This is a genomic window from Streptomyces sp. NBC_01116, assembly GCF_041435495.1.
Lineage (GTDB): Bacteria > Actinomycetota > Actinomycetes > Streptomycetales > Streptomycetaceae > Streptomyces.
Genome location: NZ_CP108644.1, coordinates 6,039,868 through 6,057,807, shown reverse-complemented (window position 1 = coordinate 6,057,807; position 17,940 = coordinate 6,039,868). Strand labels below are relative to the sequence as shown.

The window sequence follows — 17,940 nt, the reverse complement described above, 5'->3', positions numbered from 1 at the left end:
ACGGCCGAACTGGCCGACAAGCGCTTGCCGGTCGGTTTGACGCCCGGGGCGCGCCTTCCCGGGGGCACAAAAGAAAGCGCTGGTGGGACCGTGTTCGCGTACCGCCCGCGCGGTTCGCAGCTGGAGGTTCCTACGAAGCGTGATCTGTGCGGAACGTACCGTAGCCAGGGCGGAAATGGACTTCTACGGTGGGGCCGTGCACCCCACCCCGCCCTTCAACGCCCCCGCCGCGCGCCGTCTCCGCGAGGCTCTGGGCATGGCTCCCGGTCATGTCGCCTACGGGCTCGCCGCCCAGTACGGACTCCGGATCAGCGCAGAGACCGTCATCGCCTGGGAGCGCGGCCTCGCGACGCCCGGGGAGCGCGAGCTGACCGCCCTCGCCGGCGTCCTCTGGTGCGCCCCCGGGGAGCTGCTGGCCGCCGCCGCCACCCTGCGCGAGCACCGGATGACCCGGAACCTGAGCGTGGACGAACTGGCCCGTCAGCTCGGGATGACCGGCGCCTCGTACCTGCGGATGGAGGAGTCGGGGCGCTGGCGGGGCAACGAGAAGCAGTCGGCGGCGCTGTGCCGGGCGCTGGGGCTGACGGCGGCGCAGTTCCTGACGGCGACGGGCCGCGACGAGGAGCTGGCGGAGCTGCTGAGCAGCGCGGTCACCACGCGCTGGCAGGCGTACGTCCGCCCGGTGTCCAAGGTCGTCCCGCTGGACCGGGCGCTGGTCCAGGACACGCTGGAGCAACTGCACGCCGACTACCAGGCCCTGATGGTCTCCACGCTGAGCTGGAGCAGCACGGGCCAGGAGCGCTCGGGGTCGACGGGCGACGCGGGCCGGGCGTTCCTGGCGCGGGTGGTGGACCAGTTCTGGCGGACCGCCGGGGTGTGACCCCGCACGGGCCGCCCGTGCGGCCCGTGCGGTTCGACGTGGCCAGGAGGCCCTAGGCCCTGTCGTCGAACTGCCGCCTGCCCCGCGGCGCCACGCACGCGCTCCCGCCGCACCGGGCACAGGCCCGAGTACATCCCGTACGAGGACCCGCACCCGGCACACCGGGAGCACGCACCCGACCCCGCGGGGCCGCCCTCCGGGCGACGACGGCAGTTCGACGACAGGACCTAGAAGACCGACTCGGCCTCGTACATCCGCTCGGCGGGCACCCTCTTCAGCTGGGTGACGGCTTCGGCGAGCGGGACCATGGCGATGTCGTTGCCGCGCAGGGCGGTCATCCGGCCGAAGTCGCCGCGGTGCACGGCCTCCACGGCGTTCCAGCCGAAGCGGGTGGCGAGCACCCGGTCGTACGCGGTCGGCGTGCCGCCGCGCTGGACATGGCCGAGAATGACCGGCCGGGCCTCCTTGCCGAGCCGGGTCTCCAGCTCGATGGCCAGACGGTTGCCGATGCCCTGGAAGCGCTCGTGGCCGTACTGGTCGATCTCGCCCTTGGCGTACGGCATGGAGCCCTCGGCCGGGTGCGCGCCCTCGGCGACGCAGATGACGGCGAACTTCTTGCCGCGCGCGAACCGCTCCTCGACCATCTTGACCAGGTCGTCGACCTGGAAGGGGCGCTCGGGCAGGCAGATGCCGTGGGCGCCGCCGGCCATCCCGGACTCCAGCGCGATCCAGCCCGCGTGCCGGCCCATGACCTCGACGACCATCACCCGCTGGTGGGACTCGGCGGTGGTCTTGAGACGGTCTATGGCCTCGGTCGCGACGCCCACCGCCGTGTCGAACCCGAAGGTCCGGTCGGTGGAGGAGATGTCGTTGTCGATGGTCTTCGGGACGCCGACGACCGGCATGCCCGCGTCGGAGAGCATGCGGGCCGCGGTGAGCGTGCCCTCGCCGCCGATCGGGATGAGCGCGTCGATGCCGTAACGGCGGGACAGCTCCTCGCAGTTCTCGGCGGCCTCGCGCAGCCGGTCGCGCTCCAGGCGGGCCGAGCCGAGGATGGTGCCGCCGCGGGCGAGGATGCCGCTGACCGCGTTGAGGTCGAGGGGGCGGAAGTGGCCGTCGAGCAGCCCCTTGAAGCCGTCCTCGAAGCCGATGACCTCGTCGCCGTGGCCGACCACGGCCCGGTGGACGACCGACCGGATCACTGCGTTCAGGCCGGGGCAGTCGCCGCCCGCGGTGAGAATTCCGATGCGCATCGAGGTGTGTCTCCTGCTCGCTAGTCGCGCTTTTCCGGGAGACCGACCGTGGCGGCCTCCGTGCCCTGAACCAGGACGATTGTCCCACGCCCGGCAGGGACCCCGCGCTTTCGGCCTGGCACAGGGGGTAGGAGGCCCTGTCGGGCGGGGGTCGTTGCGCCGCCCGACAGGGCGGGACCTCCGGCGGGCGGTATAGCGGCCCTCGCAGGTATCGTCAAGAGGCAATGCAGGCCAATGCCGCACCCGGCGGATCACCGGGCGGGTACGGGGGCATCACCGCACGTCCGGACGGACTGCGGGTCGCGGCACCGAACACAAGGACGGGAGAGCACGCGTGGCGCGCAGCGTGTACGTGACCGGGATCGACCGGGGGGACGGCCGGCAGGTCGTCGAGCTGGGAGTCATGGAGCTTCTGACGCGTCAGGTGGACCGGGTCGGCGTGTTCCGTCCGCTGGTCCATGACGGGCCCGACCGGCTCTACGAGCTGCTGCGGGCCCGCTACCGGCTCTCCCAGAGCCCGGCCACCGTCTATGGCCTGGACTACCACGAGGCCTCGGCCGTACAGGCGGAGAAGGGCACGGACGAGCTGGTCTCCCGGCTCGTCGAGCGCTTCCACCAGGTGGCCCGCGAGTACGAGGTGGTCCTGGTCCTGGGCAGCGACTTCGCCGCCACCCAGCTCCCCGACGAGCTGGCGCTGAACGCCCGGCTGGCCAACGAGTTCGGGGCCTCGGTGATCGCGGTGGTCGGCGGCAAGGGGCAGAACGCGGAGTCCGTCCGCGCCGAGACCCGTAACGCGTACCGCGCCTACGCGGGCCTCGGCTGCGATGTGCTGGCCATGGTGGTGAACCGGGTCGCCGCCGAGGACCGCGAGACGATCGCGGAGCGGCTCGCGGCCCGGCTGCCGGTGCCCGTCTCCGTCCTGCCGGACGACCCGGCGCTCTCGGCGCCCACGGTCGCCCAGATCACGGCGGCGCTGGACGGCACGGTGCTGCTCGGCGACGACTCGGGGCTCGCGCGCGACGCGCTGGACTTCGTGTTCGGCGGGGCCATGCTGCCGAACCTGCTCAACGCGCTGACACCCGGCTGTCTGGTGGTCACCCCCGGGGACCGGGCGGATCTGGTGGTGGGTTCGCTGGCCGCGCACAGCGCGGGCACCCCGCCCATCGCGGGCGTGCTGCTGACCCTGAACGAGCGCCCCGGCGAGGAGATACTCACGCTGGCCGCCCGGCTCGCACCGGGGACCCCGGTCGTCTCGGTGGCCGGCGGTTCCTTCCCCACCGCCGGCGAGCTCTTCGCCCTCGAAGGCAAGTTGAACGCGGCGACGCCCCGCAAGGCGGAGACCGCCCTCGGCCTGTTCGAGCGACATGTCGACACCGCCGCCCTCCTCGACCGGATCTCGGTGGCCCGCAGCGGACGGGTCACGCCGATGATGTTCGAGCACGAGCTGCTGGAGCAGGCCCGCTCCGACCGCAAGCGCGTGGTGCTGCCGGAGGGCACCGAGGAGCGGGTGCTGCGCGCCGCCGACGTACTGCTGCGCCGGGACGTCTGCGACCTCACGCTGCTCGGCGACGTGGACGTGATCCGCAAGAAGGCCGCCGACCTCGGCATCGACCTCGCGGACACCCAGCTGATCGACCCGCACACCTCGGAGCTGCGGGGCGTCTTCGCCGAGCGGTACGCCGAACTGCGCGCGCACCGCGGGGTGACGGTGGAGCTGGCCGTCGACGTGGTGGCGGACGTGAACTACTTCGGCACGCTGATGGTGCAGGAGGGTCTGGCCGACGGGATGGTGTCCGGGTCGGTGCACTCCACGGCGGCCACCATCCGCCCGGCGTTCGAGATCATCAAGACGAAGCCCGACGCCAGGATCGTGTCGTCCGTCTTCTTCATGTGCCTCGCCGACAAGGTCCTCGTGTACGGCGACTGCGCCGTCAACCCGGACCCGGACGCGGAGCAGCTCGCGGACATCGCGGTGCAGTCGGCGGTGACGGCGGCCCGGTTCGGCGTGGAGCCCCGGATCGCGATGCTGTCGTACTCCACCGGGACGTCCGGTTCCGGCGCGGACGTCGACAAGGTGCGCGAGGCCACCGAGCGGGTGCGGGCGGAGCGGCCCGAACTGCGGGTGGAGGGGCCGATCCAGTACGACGCGGCGGTCGAGCCGTCCGTCGCGGCGACGAAGCTGCCCGGCTCCGACGTGGCCGGCCAGGCGACCGTGCTGATCTTCCCGGACCTGAACACCGGCAACAACACCTACAAGGCGGTGCAGCGCTCGGCGGGCGCGGTGGCGGTCGGCCCGGTGCTCCAGGGTCTGCGCAAGCCGGTCAACGACCTGTCGCGCGGCGCGCTCGTCCAGGACATCGTCAACACCGTGGCGATCACGGCGATCCAGGCGCAGGGCGAGGAGCGCCCCGCATGACGACACCCACTCCCCCGGCCACCGACCCCGGAAACGAAAGCACGGCACCCTCTGTGGAACCGCACCGCGTCCTCGTCCTCAACTCCGGCTCCTCGTCGGTGAAGTACCAACTGCTCGACATGCGCGACCGCTCCCGGCTCGCCTCGGGCCTGGTCGAACGGATCGGCGAGGAGACCTCGCGCCTGGTGCACACGCCGCTGACCGGCGGCGACGCCGAGCCCCGTGAGCGTACGGGGCGGATCGCGGACCACGACGCGGCGCTCAAGGCGGCGGCCGAGGAGCTGGCGGCGGACGGGCTGGGCCTCGACTCCCCCGAACTCGCCGCGATCGGGCACCGGGTGGTGCACGGCGGGCTGAGGTTCAGCGCGCCGACCGTGGTCACCGACGAGGTGCTGGAGGAGATCGAGCGCCTCGTCCCGGTCGCACCGCTGCACAACCCGGCCAACATCACCGGCATCGTCACGGCGCGGACCCTGCGGCCGGACCTGCCGCAGGTCGCGGTCTTCGACACGGCGTTCCACACGACGATGCCGGAGGCGGCCGCGCGGTACGCGATCGACGTGGAGACCGCCGACGCGCACCGCATCCGCCGCTACGGCTTCCACGGCACCTCGCACGCGTACGTCTCCCGGAAGACGGCCGAGCTGCTGGGCCGGGCGCCCGAGGACGTGAACGTCATCGTGCTGCACCTGGGCAACGGGGCGTCCGCGTCGGCGGTCGCGGGCGGGCGGTGCGTGGACACCTCCATGGGGCTGACGCCCCTGGAAGGGCTCGTGATGGGGACACGATCGGGGGACATCGATCCGGCGGTCACCTTCCACCTGAAGCGGGTGGCGGGCATGTCGGCCGACGACATCGACGTCCTGCTGAACAAGAGGAGCGGGCTGGTCGGCCTCTGCGGCGACAACGACATGCGGGTGATCCGCCGCCGGATCGACGAGGGCGACGAGCGGGCCGCGCTGGCCTTCGACATCTACATCCACCGGCTGAAGAAGTACATCGGGGCCTATACGGCGGTGCTCGGCCGGGTGGACGCGGTGGCGTTCACGGCGGGGGTCGGGGAGAACGCGGCTCCGGTGCGGGAAGCTGCCGTCGCGGGCCTGGAGGGGCTGGGCATGGCGGTGGACGCCTCGCTCAACGCCGTACGGTCGGCACAGCCGCGGCTGATCTCGCCCGAGGACGCCCGGGTGGCGGTCGCCGTGGTGCCGACGGACGAGGAGCTGGAGATCGCCGACCAGACGTTCGCGCTCGTCGAGGGGGCGTAGTCCACGGTTCGGACGGGTCGACAACTGAGCACCCCCGCGCCCCTTTGTATCTTCCACCAGACGGAATATTCCGCAACGAAACAAACCGATAGGATCCGCCTCATGCGCCGTTCCAAAATCGTCTGCACCCTCGGTCCCGCCGTCGACTCGCATGAGCAGCTCGTCGCTCTGATCGAGGCCGGCATGAGCGTGGCCCGTTTCAACTTCAGTCACGGTACCCACGAGGAACACCAGGGCCGTTACGACCGTGTCCGCAAGGCGGCCGCCGAGACCGGCCGCGCGGTGGGCGTGCTCGCCGACCTCCAGGGCCCGAAGATCCGGCTGGCGAAGTTCGCCGAGGGCCCGGTCGAGCTGGTCCGCGGGGACGAGTTCACCATCACCTCCGAGGACGTCCCCGGCGACAAGTCGATCTGCGGCACGACCTACAAGGGTCTGCCCGGCGACGTCGTCAAGGGCGACCCGATCCTGATCAACGACGGCAACGTCGAGCTGAAGGTCGTGGCGGTCGAAGGCCCCCGGGTGAAGACCATCGTCATCGAGGGCGGTGTCATCTCCGACCACAAGGGCATCAACCTGCCCGGCGCGGCGGTCAACGTCCCGGCCCTGTCCGGCAAGGACGTCGAGGACCTGCGCTTCGCGCTGCGGATGGGCTGCGACCTGGTCGCCCTCTCCTTCGTCCGGGACGCCGACGACGTCAAGGACGTCCACAAGGTGATGGACGAGGAGGGCCGCCGGGTCCCCGTCATCGCCAAGGTGGAGAAGCCGCAGGCGGTCGAGCACATGGAGGGCGTCGTCGCGGCGTTCGACGGGGTGATGGTGGCCCGCGGCGACCTGGCCGTCGAGTATCCGCTGGAGAAGGTCCCGATGGTGCAGAAGCGCCTGGTGGAGCTGTGCCGGCGCAACGCCAAGCCGGTGATCGTGGCGACCCAGATGATGGAGTCGATGATCACCAACTCGCGCCCGACCCGCGCCGAGGCGTCCGACGTCGCCAACGCGATCCTGGACGGCGCGGACGCGGTCATGCTGTCCGCCGAGTCCTCGGTGGGCGCGTACCCGATCGAGACGGTCAAGACGATGGCGAAGATCGTCGTCGCCGCGGAGGAGGAGCTGCTCTCCAAGGGCCTCCAGCCGCTGGTCCCCGGCAAGAAGCCCCGTACGCAGGGCGGTTCGGTGGCCCGTGCGGCCTGCGAGATCGCGGACTTCCTGGACGGCAAGGCCCTGGTCGCCTTCACCCAGTCCGGCGACACCGCCCGGCGCCTCTCCCGCTACCGGACGGCCCAGCCGATCCTGGCCTTCACCACGGACGAGGCCACCCGCAACCAGCTCGCCCTGAGCTGGGGCGTCGAGTCGCACGTCGTCCCGCACGCGGACAACACCGACGCGATGGTCGACCTGGTCGACGCGGAGCTGCTGAAGCTGAACCGCTACAACAACGGCGACACGATGGTCATCACCGCCGGCTCGCCCCCCGGCATCCCCGGCACCACCAACATGGTCCGGGTGCACCACCTGGGCGGCGGCGAGCGGGACTGACCCGCACCCCGCACCGACAGGGCCGTGGGCCGTACTCCTGGTGAGGAGTACGGCCCACGGCCCTGTGCGGCTCCCGGACGGGTTCGGGGGGCGGCTGTCGGCTAGCTCTTGCCGCCGTCGAGGAAGTTCTTCAGTCCCGGAACGGTGAGCGTGCCGCCGAACTGGCCCGCCTGGACCACCGTCACCTTGGTGAAGATGGCGTAGGGAACGTTCAGCGGCGGCGGGGTCTGAGGGCTGAAGGTGACCGGGATGAGGCCGAAGAGGTTGCCCTTCAGCTCCTCCGTGTACATCGTCACTTCGCCGTCGCGGATCTCCGACGTCGAACCGGGCCGCGACTTCACATGACCGGTCGTGCCCGCGGGACCGACGGTCAGCTGGTGCAGGTCCTTGATGTCGATGGAGCTGGCGGTGAACTTCAGCACCTTCTTGATACTGCCGTCCGCCTTCCTCACCTCGACGATGCCGTGGTAGTCCAGGCCGTTGAGGGTGAGCCGCGTCGACTCCAGGACCCACGGGTCGGACGGGAGCAGCGGGATGCCGGGCTCCAGTTCGGCCGCGGCGAGCGCGTCCGGGTCGGGCTCGGGGCACGGGAAGCGGGGCTTGGCGCCGTCCGGGATGTCCTCGTCCTTCCTGGGGTCGAGTCCCTTGACGTCCTCGTCGAGTTCCTCGACGTCCTTGCCCGCCTTCCCGGCCGCCTCGCGGATCGCCTCGGCCGTCCTGTCGGCCGTCTCCTTCGCCTTGTCGGCGGCGCTCCCGGCCGGATCCTTCGCCGGGTCCTTCGGCTCGTCGGACGGCTTCGGGGCCCCGGTCGTGGGGCTCGGGGACGGGCTCGCGGGTTCCTCGGTCTTCTTGTCGGGCCCGTCGAAGAGATCCTTGAGCGCGTCGCCGACGCCGAGCGGGTCGAGCGGGTTCTTCGACTTCGTGGGCGTCGGGGTCGCGGAGGGCGCCTCCGTGGGCGTCTCCCCGGCGGACCGCGCCGACTTGTCCGCGCCGGGCTCCGCCTCGTCGGCCGAACCACTGGCCGAGGGCGTGGGCGTGGCGGTGGCGTCGTCGCCGGGCTTCGCGTCCTGGTCGGCCTCGTCCTTCTCCGTGGCCGACGGGGACGGGGTGGCCTTCGGCGACTCGGACTCGCTCGGCTCGTCGGACCGGGTGACGCACGGTCCGGGCGCGAACGGGATGTCGCGGTCGTCGGCCAGGGCCAGCTTGGGCGTCAGCCCCATGCCCACGAAGACCGCCGTCGGCATCGCGGCGAGCGCGATCGCCTTCTTGCCGCTGGGCAGGTGGAGTTTGGTCAGCAGCGACTTCCTGGGGGCCGCGTGACGGGGTCCCTTGCGCTCGCGGGGGTCGTCGCCGGGGTGGGCGTTCATCCGCTGTCCGTCGTCACCCCGCACGGTTCCTCCCGCCGTCGCCGTCGGCTGCCAGGTCGTACCCGGCGCCCTGCTGCCGCGGCACGGCCGCGGCCTGGAACTCGCCCTCGGGGCGCTCCTCGTACGGCAGGTGCTTCGCCGGCGCGGTGCGCCGGGACCCGTGCTCGCCGAACGGCTCCTCGTCGCTCCTCGTCTCGCCCGGGGCCCAGGAGATGGACAGGGCTCCGCCGACGAGGGCGAGGACGAATCCGACGACGAAACCGCCGATGTTGGCGACGGGTATGGAGATCAGCGCCAGCAGGATGGCGGCGACGCCGGCGAAGACCCGGACGATGCTGTGGAACCACATCGTCAGGCCGAGCGTGACCAGGAGGACCCCGATGATCAGGGATCCCGCGCCGGCCGTGGTGGACATGGCCAGCGTCACGTTGCCGAGGTGCATGTTGGCGTAGGGGAAGTAGGCGATGGGAACGCCACCCGCCAAGGTGAACAGTCCGGCCCAGAACGGCCGGTTACCCCGCCAGGCGCGGAAGCGTCGCCGATAGACGCGGATGTAGTGCTCGTTCTGCCCTGTGGACTCGGGGCTCATGGAAAACAGCTCCCTGGAACCGGTACTGCTGTGAGGAGTGAAAGGGTGGGTGACCGAAACCGTGAGGCACGGGCTCCGGCCACCCGGCGGGGTGCTTAGTAGCACTCCTTTTCGGTGCCCTGGTGCAGGCGCAGTTTCAGACCGCTGAGGTTGAAGGTGCCCGCAGTCGTGGCCCACGCCTTCTGCCTGACGCCCGTCAGCAGAGCCTCGTCGGCCCGCTGGGCGAAGCCCTCCTCGTCGGCCCGGGTGCCGGGCTGGATGCCTATGGCCCCCGGCTCGTCGGGCTTCTTGAGCGAGCCCGCCGCGACGCCGATGTCGATGTTCTTGAACTTGGCGTCGGCGTCGAGCTCCGACACATCGAGGTAGAGGTCCTTGGCGTAGACCTTCTTGTGGCCCTCGCCGCCCGCCTCCAGCCTCAGGGTGACGTTGCCGATGCCGAACGGCAGGTCCGGCGTGACGACCGACTGGCACATGTTCGTGATCCAGGCCTCGCTGAAGCCCGACACCGCGACCGGTGCGTTCATCGGCTTACCGTCCAGCGTCTTGCCCGACGCCACACTGCCGTACTGGACGAAGTCGTAGCCCTTGAGCTCCTTGGCCTCGACCTTGAACTCCTGGCCGGAAACGCTGAACGACGCCGCCAGCGCACCCTGTGCCAGACCTATGCCCACCGCGGCCGTCGCGGCGACGCTCGGCACCATGACCAGAGCGAACCGCTTCCATCTCGTCCCACCGCGAACCTGGGAACTCATACTTGCTCCTTCTTCTCGGACGTACATCTCCGGTCCGGGCGTCGTGCCCGTCCTGGGATGGGAGAAGTGCTACGTCCTCGGGAAGGAGAGCGCCCGTACTCGGAGACGTGTCCCGCATCCGATCCACCGGCGTTCACCCCCGAGCGACAACCACTGGCCGCGCTTTCCGCACAGCCGGTCGGACAGGCCCCGCCCGTGGGCGGGAACCCCCCTGTCCGCGGTCGGCGCCACTGCCGCCGACCACTCGGTGGGGACCCAACAGACCCTCGGGCACCGGCTGGAGGCCGGGCTGAAGGTATTGGACCGAGCGTGGCCGATCGTGGTGCATTCACGGCCGTGACACAAGGGGGATCGTTACTGACTAGTAACGGCCCGATAACCACAGGGCGACAGGGCGGCATCACGCGGCGACGCAGGGTGGCACGAAAGGGACATCGGAATGGCGGGAAACTTTATGGAAACGGGACAGAATCACCGACTCGCCTTACTGCGAGTAACAGCTTGCATCTTTGTCAAGTTTTGGTAAAGAGAGGGCTTCTCGCACTGTTCTTTGGCGTCAGGACGGCAAAACGGCCGCGCCGCCCGGGAGGCGGTGCGGCCGTCTTGTCACATCGGCACAATCGGGCTCGCCCGGAGCGGACGGCCGACCGGTGTCAGAACAGGACGCGGGCCAGCGCGGTGCGCGCGGCGGTGACCCTCGGGTCCTCCGGACCGATCACCTCGAACAGCTCCAGGAGTCGCAGCCTGGCGGCGTCGCGGTCGTCGCCCGCGGTGCGGCGGACCGCTTCGACGAGCCGGCCGAACGCGTCCTCGACATGTCCGCCGACCAGGTCGAGATCGGCGGCGGCGAGCTGGGCCTTCACATCGCCCGGGTTCTCCGCGGCTTCCTTGCGGACCGCCTGCGGGTCCATGCTCTGGACGCGGCCGAGCAGCTCCGCCTGGGCGAGGCCCAGCTTGGCCTCCGGGTTGCCCGGGTCGTCCACGAGGACGTTCTTGTACGCCTGGACCGCGCCGTCGAAGTCATTGGCGTCGAGCGCGGAGGCGGCGGCCTCCAGCACGGCGTCGTACGGGCCGGCCGGAACCTCGGCCGGGACGGCGTCCGCCGCGGCGGCGTCCGGGTCGACGACGATCCCGGTCAGCCCGAAGCGCTCCTCGCCGACCTGGATCAGCTGGTCCAGCGTCTCGCGGATCTGCGCCTCGGGGGCCGCGCCCTGGAAGAGCGGGAGCGCCTGCCCGGCGACGACCGCGAAGACGGCCGGAATACCCTGGATGCCGAACTGCTGCATCAGCATCTGGTTCGCGTCGACATCGACCTTGGCCAACAGGAAGCGGCCGTTGTACTCGACGGCCAGGCGCTCCAGCAGCGGGCTCAACTGCTTGCACGGCTCGCACCACTCGGCCCAGAAGTCGATGACGACGGGGACCTCGGCGGAGCGCTGGAGGACGTCGCGCTCGAATCCGGCTTCATCGACGTCGATCACCAGGGCGGCGGGAGCGACGGCTGCGGCGCCACCGGTACGGGAGGCCTCCGCGCGGGCCTTCTCCGCCTTGGCCTTGGCCTCACCGGCCGCCTTGACAGCGGCGAGGTCGACAACGCCGCTCATGGACATGTTCCTAGGCTGCATACGTACATCCTCCCCCCTGAGCGCACCGTTCCGGAAAGCGAGTGCGAGAACCGGACCCGCCCGGGCGCCCCCACCGGTGTGCGGGGGCGGACGGGCCGAGGCGGCCCCGGCTCCCCGACGGCCCCGAAAGGCCCGGTGGAACCGGTCGGGCCCCTGAAAGACCCTGGCTGGAACTGACCGGACCCGAAGGCCCGGGTGGACCTTCCGGATCCCCATCCGGCCGGTCCGTTCGGCCCCGGGTCCCCACCCGGCGCCTGAGGTCTCCACGGAGACCCCGGTGGCTGTCGCTCGTTCGTTCCGTGGCGTACGGGGGCGATCCGGCCGCCTTCCTTACGCTACGGGTCGTAGCGTAACTGCCGACCACCCCGGCCGGACAGGTGATCCCGGTGATCTGTCTCACGGACACCGGAGCACAACCGTTTCCCCTACCGGCCGGTATGGTCGCGGCATCATGAACGACAGCGACCCCAAAGCCACCCGAACAGGGCGTCCGCGGAGCACCGCGGCCGACGCCGCGATCCTCGAAGCGACGCGGGCGTCCCTGGTCGACCTCGGCTGGTCGAAGCTGACGATGGGCGATGTGGCGACCCGGGCCGGTGTCGCCAAGACGACCCTCTACCGACGCTGGGCGGGCAAGAACGAGCTGGTCGTGGACGCGGTCGCCGTCCTCTTCGACGAGCTGGAGGTGCCCGACCGGGGCAGTCTGGCCGCCGATGTGCAGGGCGTCGTGCTCCAGTTCGCCGCCCTGCTGGAGCGGCCGGAGGCCCGTACGGCGCTGATGGCGGTGGTCGCCGAGTCCACCCGCGACGACTCGCTGCGCCTGAGGATCCGCTCGGCGATCGTGGACCGGCAGAAGCGGCTGGTGCTGCTGGGCCGGCAACGCGCGCAGGCCCGGGGCGAGTTGCGGTACGAGGACGACGCGTCGGCGGCCGCCCGCAACGCGGACCTGATCTTCGACGTGATCGCCGGGGCCGTGGTGCACCGCACCCTGGTGAGCGCGGAGCCGGTGGACTCCGCGTGGGCGAGCGGCTTCACCTCGCTGCTGCTGCTGGGGCTGGCGGGCGCGCAGACGGGCTGACGTCCGAGCCGCCTTTCCTCGCCCCCTCGACCAGTCGGTCGCGGGGGGCTTTCCCGGAGCGGCTGGTACAGCCACCGTCGGATCCCGGAGAACCGGCCTCCTCCATGAGCCGCTCGAAGCCCGCCCTGGGCACGTCCAGCTCGACCGCCATGCGCACGCGGCTGACAACGGAGGGCTGCGGCCTCTACGAGAAGGGGCCCGGCCCGAAGCCGGGCCAGGCCGATTCCCGGGCGCGATGAGCAGCCGGTCCATGTCCGGCCCGCGTGCGGTCCGCCGCGGCGAAGGGCTCGCGCGCCGCCGGGGAAGTGATCCCCGCCCCACCTCCCCGGCGGCCGTACGAGCGGGACTCACTCGTCGTCGGCGGCGTGCTGGTCGCGCGGGGGCCGCAGTCCACCGGGCAGGTCGGGGAGCTGGAAGGAGTACCGGCCCAGCAACTCCGTCCCTGATCCTGCTTCGCACCGACCCATGCCCCGCGATGGGGCCACCCGACCGGGCCGCGGGCTTTCAGCCTCCGCCGAGTCCTCCCAAGCGGCCCTCACCCTGGCATCGCTCCTGATGTGGGCGTGACGGGTGGAGACAACTCCTAGCAGGGTGCGTACACGGAACTGATCTTGTCGTTGAAGTTCGACGGGAGGTTGATCGGCGGGCCGTACGCTCCGTAACTTCCCAGCATGGTGGCCCCCCCGTTCCCGTTGTAGATGTTCAAGGTGCTGCCCGCCCTGTTCCACAGAGAGCTCGTCCGGTTGTTCATGCTGGCGTTGAGGTTGTACACGACACCGCAGCTGGGCACGACCCACATGGTCCCCCCGCCGTTGCTGTTCTGGAACAAGCATGCCTGCCCGTGCAGACAGTTGTCCCAGGCCGTGATTCCCACGTCGGTGCCCTTGTACTGGACCGGTTCGATCACGTTGGAGCCGGTGACGGTCGCGGGTGCGACCGGACTTCCCGCTGCCTGGGTCCGATCCTGTGCGGATGCACTGCCCACTGCGGATGCCAGCAGCAGGGCGGCGCCCGCTGCGACCAGTGCGATCTTGTTGCTCACGATGTGTGCCTCCCTTTGGGGCGGATCTCTCTGGAGCGCAGATCATCACGCCGGATCCGCTCTGGGATGAACCTAGGGTGATAGAGGCACGCCATATGTTCCGTCCGTGCACGGTTCTTGACCAGCCGTGCGCGGCAGCTTCCGAAGCTCTGGCCCTGGCACTCTCGGACCCTCAAAATTCTGGGTACTACCGGCCTGCCCCCGAAGCGACGGGCACCACAGCGGAGCCCCGTGTTCCCGTCTTCAGGTACGGAACGCCCCTGACTGCGCCGTTGCACGGTGTGACCGAGTCCTGCCATGGTGATGTTCACTCGGGCCCCTGGTTGGAGTACAGCTGGGGGTAGCGACGAGATCAGAGCCCCTGGACCGCGCCGATCCGCTCAACACCGATTCGACCGTCGGAGGTTCGCCTCATGAGCCCGGTCCTGGACACAGCGTTCGTACCGTCGCGGGACCGGGAGGAGGCGGTCCGGCAAGCGGTGTGGGACTCCGTCGTGAAAATCGACATCGCTCACCACCTGCCGCCCGGACATCTCTCGGTGCGCATCGGGTGGGAAACCGTCGGGCCTATCGGGGTCTGCTCCGCACGGGCGACCGCACTGACCATCGAACGAACACAGCGACTTGCGCGGCAGACCGAGGAGCCGGCCGTCTTCCTGGGTCTGCAGATGTCGGGTACCAGCCTGGTGGTCCAGAACGACCGCCAGGCTCTGCTGAGACCGGGAGACTTCGCCCTCTACGACACGAGCACCCCCTACACACTCGTCTTCGATGAAGGCGTCGACCAGCACTTCCTCCGCTTCCCCCGATCAGCACTCGCGCTTCCCGAGCGGTCGCTGCGTGACATCACGGCAGTCACCCTCGGCACCGACAACCCACTCGCGCACCTCGCCTCCAGCTACTTCTCCCAACTGGCCGTCAGCGACAAGCTGCGCCGGGGCAGGTACGCCGAGGCGGTCACGGAGCCGAGCATCGAGCTGCTCCGTTCCGTCGTGGCCTCCCAACTCGGGAACTCCGACCTCGGCCGGGCCTCTCTGCAGGCAACGCTCAGCCTGCGGATCACGAGGTACATCCGGGCGCACTTGGGCGACCACGACCTGTCGGCCGCGCAGATCGCCGCTGCGCACGGCATCTCGGTGCGTCACCTCTACACCGTGCTGGGCCGATCAGGTGTCAGCCTGGGGGACTGGATACGGACGCACCGTCTGGCGGAGTGCAGACGGGAACTGACCGGCCCCCAGGTACAGCACCGAACCATCGCGGCCACAGGCCGTCGATGGGGCTTCGTGGACGCGACGCACTTCAGCAGGGTGTTCAAGCGGGCCTACGGCGTCTCCCCTCGGACCTGGCGCGACCAGAACCGTGCCGGGGAGCCCTGACCGCCCATCCTGAACACGGGTCATGCGGCCGGTGCCCACGCGGCACCGTCCCACTGTGCGGCGTGGTCCAGGACGATGTACATCCGGGCGAGCAGTCCATACCGAAGCGCGGCGCCCGGGTCCTGCGAGCGGATCAGGGCCCTTTCCAGCCGCCACGTACGGTTCGTTCATCCCCATCCCCATGCCCAGGTGCAGTGGCGGCGGGCGGTCGCGATCTGGGGCTGGGACGTCTTGGGTCGGGGCTGCAGGCGGGTGTGCGTGCGGTTGGGGGTGTGTTCGGTGGCGATGAGGGTGCGGATGTGGTCGGTGAAGTCGGGGTCGGTGAGAGGGAGGTCGAGGCCGTCGATGTAGCCGACGGCGGCGGGTGCGTAGTCGAGGACGGCACCGACGACGGCCGGGACGGGGGCGGGCCCGGTTCGCAGGGCACCGAGGATGCGCAGGGCGGTCGGCAGGAAGCTCGCGTCCGTGGTGGAGACGGCGTTGAGTGCGGCGGTGACGGCGTCCGGGACAGCGTCGGGTTCGGTACCCGGCCCCCCGCCGGGTGTGACGGGCACGTCGGTCGAAGGGGTGTTCTGGAGAAGTTCGGTCTGTTCGTGCCACCACCGGGCGGGGGCGTGTTCACCGAGGGCGCGGTGATGGAGGTAGAGGCAGTAGGAGGCGGCGGGGTCGCCGGCCCCGGCGGCGTACTGCCACCAGAAGCGTGCGTTCTCCTCGGACTCGGCGAGCTGGAGGATACAGCCCAGGACGCGGGCGCCGGGGGGCTCCGGAAGCTGAGGAGTGAGAAAGGTGCGCAGGGTCCGCAGAGCGGTGGTGCGGGTGACGACGGTTTCGCAGAGGGTCTGGAGGTCCTGGGCCGCCTCCAGCGCGGTCGGCTCCTCGACGGTGGTGGAGCCCGCGGCCGCCGGGACGACGGCCGGGGCGGGTGTGCTGAGGCGGGCGAGGACGCGGGCTTCGGCCGCGTCGATGTCGTCCTGGGTGTAGGGGGCGGATGCGAGGCGGGCTCGTGAGAGGAATGCGTCGATGTGCGGGGTCATCGCCGTCCTTCCATGGTGCGGTCGGGCCCCAGGATCTCCCGCAGGCGGCGCAGGGAGTGACGGACCGTGGAGCGGACAGTGGGGCTGCTCATGCCCAGTACGGCGGCCACCTCGGTCGCGTTCATGCCGTGGAGGAAGGTCATCACCATGACGTCCTGCTGGCGGTCGGTGAGCCGGCGCAGGGCGCGGAAGAGGGTGAGGGATTCGGTGATCTGGCCGATGGGGTCGACGGCATCGCGCAGGGCGACGGTGTCGAAGGCCGCGTCCTCGATCAGCGGGGGCCGGCGGGTGCGGGCACGGGCGTGGTCGATGACCTTGTTCCGCGTGATGGTCCAGGCGTAGGCGGCGGGGTTCTCCGTGAGCAGGACCTGGTCCCAGGTGCGAAGCAGGTGCTCGAAGGCGCTGTCGATGGCCTCTTCGGCGTCCTGGCGGTGGCGGAGGTAGGTCTCGGCGTAGCGGACGTAGCTGGCCCGGTTCATCTGGTGGAACGCGGTGAAGGACAGATCCGGGCGGTCGGTGCTCACGGGGGAAACGCCGGGGGTGGCGCGGCTGCGGTTCCTGCTCACCGGCCGCCCTCACGTTCATACGGTGTCCTCTCGCTGACGTCGGCCCGTACGCCTGCGGCGGCGAGGCGTCGGAGCAGGGCGATGGCGTCCGCGCCGAAGACGCGTGCCACCGGGGTGAGGACGATCAGGTCACCTGCGAGTCGGGTCGTCACAGACGTTGGCCCCTCTCCTGTGAAGATCCGGGCAGCGGCTGGACTGCGCCCGGGAATGCGCCGGAGTGCACCTTCACCACAACGACGACCCGAAACGCGCTGGTGTGCAGTGGCAACCTGCAGAATGTCACCCAGAGCGAATCTCTAGTGACGTACGGGTGTTCCCGACTGCTTATCCAGCAACAACAACCACCCCACGCCATCGGTCCGCCAGCCCTGCCACCAGCAAGCCTTCCCCTGCACCGTGAAAGGTCATGAATTTGCGCAAAGACAGCAAAGATTCAGGGTGACTTACCTCACGGAGTGCAGAGCACCCGGGACCGCACGTCCGGCTTCGTGACACACCCTCAACCATGGTGCTCCGCCGAAACCATGGAAGCCTCCCTCGCCCTGGGATGCGCACTCGTCTGCCGGCGGCGCCTGTCACAGCCGATCCGAGCTCTCCCCCTCCCGCAGCAGCCGATCCCTGACCGAAGGGGCACGGTCAAGAAGCCGGCTGACCTGCATGCCTTCTTCGCGTGAGGTCACCCTCGGCAGCGGGGTGAAGTCGTCGGGAACCACGTCCAGCCAGCTCACCACACGGTCTCCCGTACGCAGAGTGATCAACAGCTCGCACCGCAGCTGTCGCGGAACATCCGGCCGGTGGGACAGGCTGTTCCACCGGGCCGGCCACAGGTAATGGGTGCCGTCGGGCGCCACGCTCGCCCGCACCCACGCCGGGTCCAGTCGCGAGTTCAAGCTGAGGTCACACGCCCGCTCCTCCAGTTCGAACAGCGCGGCCGAGCCGATGACTTTCACCTCGCGAGGCAGCGGCTGATCAACGTCCATCGCCCCATGCTGTCCGACAGCACCCCGCGACGAGCACCTGACGCCAACAAGTCATTCCGTTTGGAGTTCTCACTGGCCGCACACAAGTTGCCTGGTGGAGGTCCGGGCGGGCGCGGCCGGTGCCCACGGTGCGGAACCGACGGCAGGGGCGGCGCCCGGCGGCGGGGCACTGTTCACGCTG

The 17,940-nt window shown here is 70.4% G+C and carries 16 protein-coding genes; 6 read left to right on the top strand and 10 right to left on the bottom strand.

Annotation, left to right across the window (positions count from 1 at the left end):
* Positions 1-175: 175 nt before the first annotated feature.
* Positions 176-880 carry a helix-turn-helix domain-containing protein gene (locus OG245_RS26840; RefSeq protein ID WP_371625982.1) on the top strand — a complete coding sequence of 235 codons (705 nt, stop codon included), beginning with the start codon at positions 176-178 and terminating at the stop codon, positions 878-880.
* 227 nt (positions 881-1,107) lie between these two features.
* Here OG245_RS26840 and OG245_RS26835 read toward each other — a convergent pair whose 3' ends face one another.
* The gene (locus OG245_RS26835; protein ID WP_371625981.1) at positions 1,108-2,133 is read right to left on the bottom strand and encodes an ATP-dependent 6-phosphofructokinase; all 1,026 of its coding nucleotides are present in this window, start codon (positions 2,131-2,133) and stop codon (positions 1,108-1,110) included.
* Positions 2,134-2,467: 334 nt separating this feature from the next.
* On the opposite strand from OG245_RS26835, the gene pta reads away from it, so the two are divergent.
* The 3 genes from pta (at position 2,468) to pyk (ending at position 7,347) form a co-directional block, all read left to right on the top strand.
* Positions 2,468-4,549: a phosphate acetyltransferase gene (gene pta / locus OG245_RS26830; RefSeq protein WP_371625980.1), complete on the top strand. Its 2,082-nt coding sequence runs from the start codon at positions 2,468-2,470 to the stop codon at positions 4,547-4,549.
* A gap of 53 nt (positions 4,550-4,602) precedes the next feature.
* Positions 4,603-5,814, top strand: coding sequence for an acetate kinase (locus OG245_RS26825; protein WP_371627998.1), 1,212 nt, complete (start codon positions 4,603-4,605; stop codon positions 5,812-5,814).
* A gap of 102 nt (positions 5,815-5,916) precedes the next feature.
* A complete protein-coding gene (pyk, locus tag OG245_RS26820) occupies positions 5,917-7,347 on the top strand; it encodes a pyruvate kinase (protein WP_371625979.1) in 1,431 nt (476 codons plus the stop codon).
* Between the two features lie 101 nt (positions 7,348-7,448).
* On the opposite strand, the gene OG245_RS26815 is transcribed toward pyk, so the two are convergent.
* From OG245_RS26815 to OG245_RS26800, 4 genes are all read right to left on the bottom strand, one after another.
* The gene (locus OG245_RS26815; protein WP_371625978.1) at positions 7,449-8,738 is read right to left on the bottom strand and encodes a hypothetical protein; all 1,290 of its coding nucleotides are present in this window, start codon (positions 8,736-8,738) and stop codon (positions 7,449-7,451) included.
* Positions 8,728-9,303 (bottom strand): DUF6114 domain-containing protein, encoded by a 576-nt coding sequence (locus OG245_RS26810; protein WP_371625977.1) that lies wholly within the window; start codon positions 9,301-9,303, stop codon positions 8,728-8,730. The genes OG245_RS26815 and OG245_RS26810 overlap by 11 nt, the downstream gene beginning before the upstream one ends.
* Positions 9,304-9,398: 95 nt before the next feature.
* Positions 9,399-10,055, bottom strand: coding sequence for a DUF6230 family protein (locus tag OG245_RS26805; RefSeq protein ID WP_371625976.1), 657 nt, complete (start codon positions 10,053-10,055; stop codon positions 9,399-9,401).
* A gap of 653 nt (positions 10,056-10,708) precedes the next feature.
* Complete coding sequence (locus OG245_RS26800; RefSeq protein ID WP_371625975.1) at positions 10,709-11,659, bottom strand: tetratricopeptide repeat protein; 951 nt, start codon at positions 11,657-11,659, stop codon at positions 10,709-10,711.
* Between the two features lie 472 nt (positions 11,660-12,131).
* Here OG245_RS26800 and OG245_RS26795 point away from each other — a divergent pair, with 472 nt between their 5' ends.
* On the top strand, positions 12,132-12,758 hold the full coding sequence (locus OG245_RS26795) for a TetR/AcrR family transcriptional regulator (protein WP_371625974.1): 627 nt from the start codon (positions 12,132-12,134) through the stop codon (positions 12,756-12,758).
* Between the two features lie 583 nt (positions 12,759-13,341).
* Here the strand turns inward: OG245_RS26795 and OG245_RS26790 are convergent.
* Positions 13,342-13,800, bottom strand: a complete 459-nt coding sequence (locus tag OG245_RS26790) for a peptidase inhibitor family I36 protein (protein WP_371625973.1) — start codon at positions 13,798-13,800, stop codon at positions 13,342-13,344.
* Between the two features lie 413 nt (positions 13,801-14,213).
* On the opposite strand from OG245_RS26790, the gene OG245_RS26785 reads away from it, so the two are divergent.
* Positions 14,214-15,179 carry a helix-turn-helix domain-containing protein gene (locus tag OG245_RS26785; RefSeq protein ID WP_371625972.1) on the top strand — a complete coding sequence of 322 codons (966 nt, stop codon included), beginning with the start codon at positions 14,214-14,216 and terminating at the stop codon, positions 15,177-15,179.
* A gap of 167 nt (positions 15,180-15,346) precedes the next feature.
* Here the strand turns inward: OG245_RS26785 and OG245_RS26780 are convergent, their stop codons facing one another.
* From OG245_RS26780 to OG245_RS26765, 4 genes are all read right to left on the bottom strand, one after another.
* Entirely contained in the window at positions 15,347-16,213 is an 867-nt protein-coding gene (locus OG245_RS26780; protein WP_371625971.1) for a hypothetical protein, read from the bottom strand.
* Positions 16,210-16,737 (bottom strand): sigma-70 family RNA polymerase sigma factor, encoded by a 528-nt coding sequence (locus OG245_RS26775; RefSeq protein WP_371625970.1) that lies wholly within the window; start codon positions 16,735-16,737, stop codon positions 16,210-16,212. Before OG245_RS26775 ends, OG245_RS26780 begins: the two co-directional genes overlap by 4 nt.
* Before the next feature lie 38 nt (positions 16,738-16,775).
* Positions 16,776-16,931 carry a hypothetical protein gene (locus OG245_RS26770; RefSeq protein ID WP_371625969.1) on the bottom strand — a complete coding sequence of 52 codons (156 nt, stop codon included), beginning with the start codon at positions 16,929-16,931 and terminating at the stop codon, positions 16,776-16,778.
* A gap of 423 nt (positions 16,932-17,354) precedes the next feature.
* Entirely contained in the window at positions 17,355-17,759 is a 405-nt protein-coding gene (locus OG245_RS26765) for a hypothetical protein (protein ID WP_371625968.1), read from the bottom strand.
* Positions 17,760-17,940: the final 181 nt, after the last annotated feature.

Excerpts from the sequence above, each read along its gene's own strand:
- OG245_RS26840 (WP_371625982.1), top strand. The coding sequence starts at position 176 with ATGGACTTCTACGGTGGGGCCGTGCACCCCACCCCGCCCTTCAACGCC.
- OG245_RS26835 (WP_371625981.1), bottom strand. The coding sequence starts at position 2,133 with ATGCGCATCGGAATTCTCACCGCGGGCGGCGACTGCCCCGGCCTGAAC.
- pyk (WP_371625979.1), top strand. The coding sequence starts at position 5,917 with ATGCGCCGTTCCAAAATCGTCTGCACCCTCGGTCCCGCCGTCGACTCG.
- OG245_RS26810 (WP_371625977.1), bottom strand. The coding sequence starts at position 9,303 with ATGAGCCCCGAGTCCACAGGGCAGAACGAGCACTACATCCGCGTCTAT.
- OG245_RS26805 (WP_371625976.1), bottom strand. The coding sequence starts at position 10,055 with ATGAGTTCCCAGGTTCGCGGTGGGACGAGATGGAAGCGGTTCGCTCTG.
- OG245_RS26800 (WP_371625975.1), bottom strand. The coding sequence starts at position 11,659 with ATGAGCGGCGTTGTCGACCTCGCCGCTGTCAAGGCGGCCGGTGAGGCC.
- OG245_RS26795 (WP_371625974.1), top strand. The coding sequence starts at position 12,132 with ATGAACGACAGCGACCCCAAAGCCACCCGAACAGGGCGTCCGCGGAGC.
- OG245_RS26785 (WP_371625972.1), top strand. The coding sequence starts at position 14,214 with ATGAGCCCGGTCCTGGACACAGCGTTCGTACCGTCGCGGGACCGGGAG.
- OG245_RS26780 (WP_371625971.1), bottom strand. The coding sequence starts at position 16,213 with ATGACCCCGCACATCGACGCATTCCTCTCACGAGCCCGCCTCGCATCC.
- OG245_RS26765 (WP_371625968.1), bottom strand. The coding sequence starts at position 17,759 with ATGGACGTTGATCAGCCGCTGCCTCGCGAGGTGAAAGTCATCGGCTCG.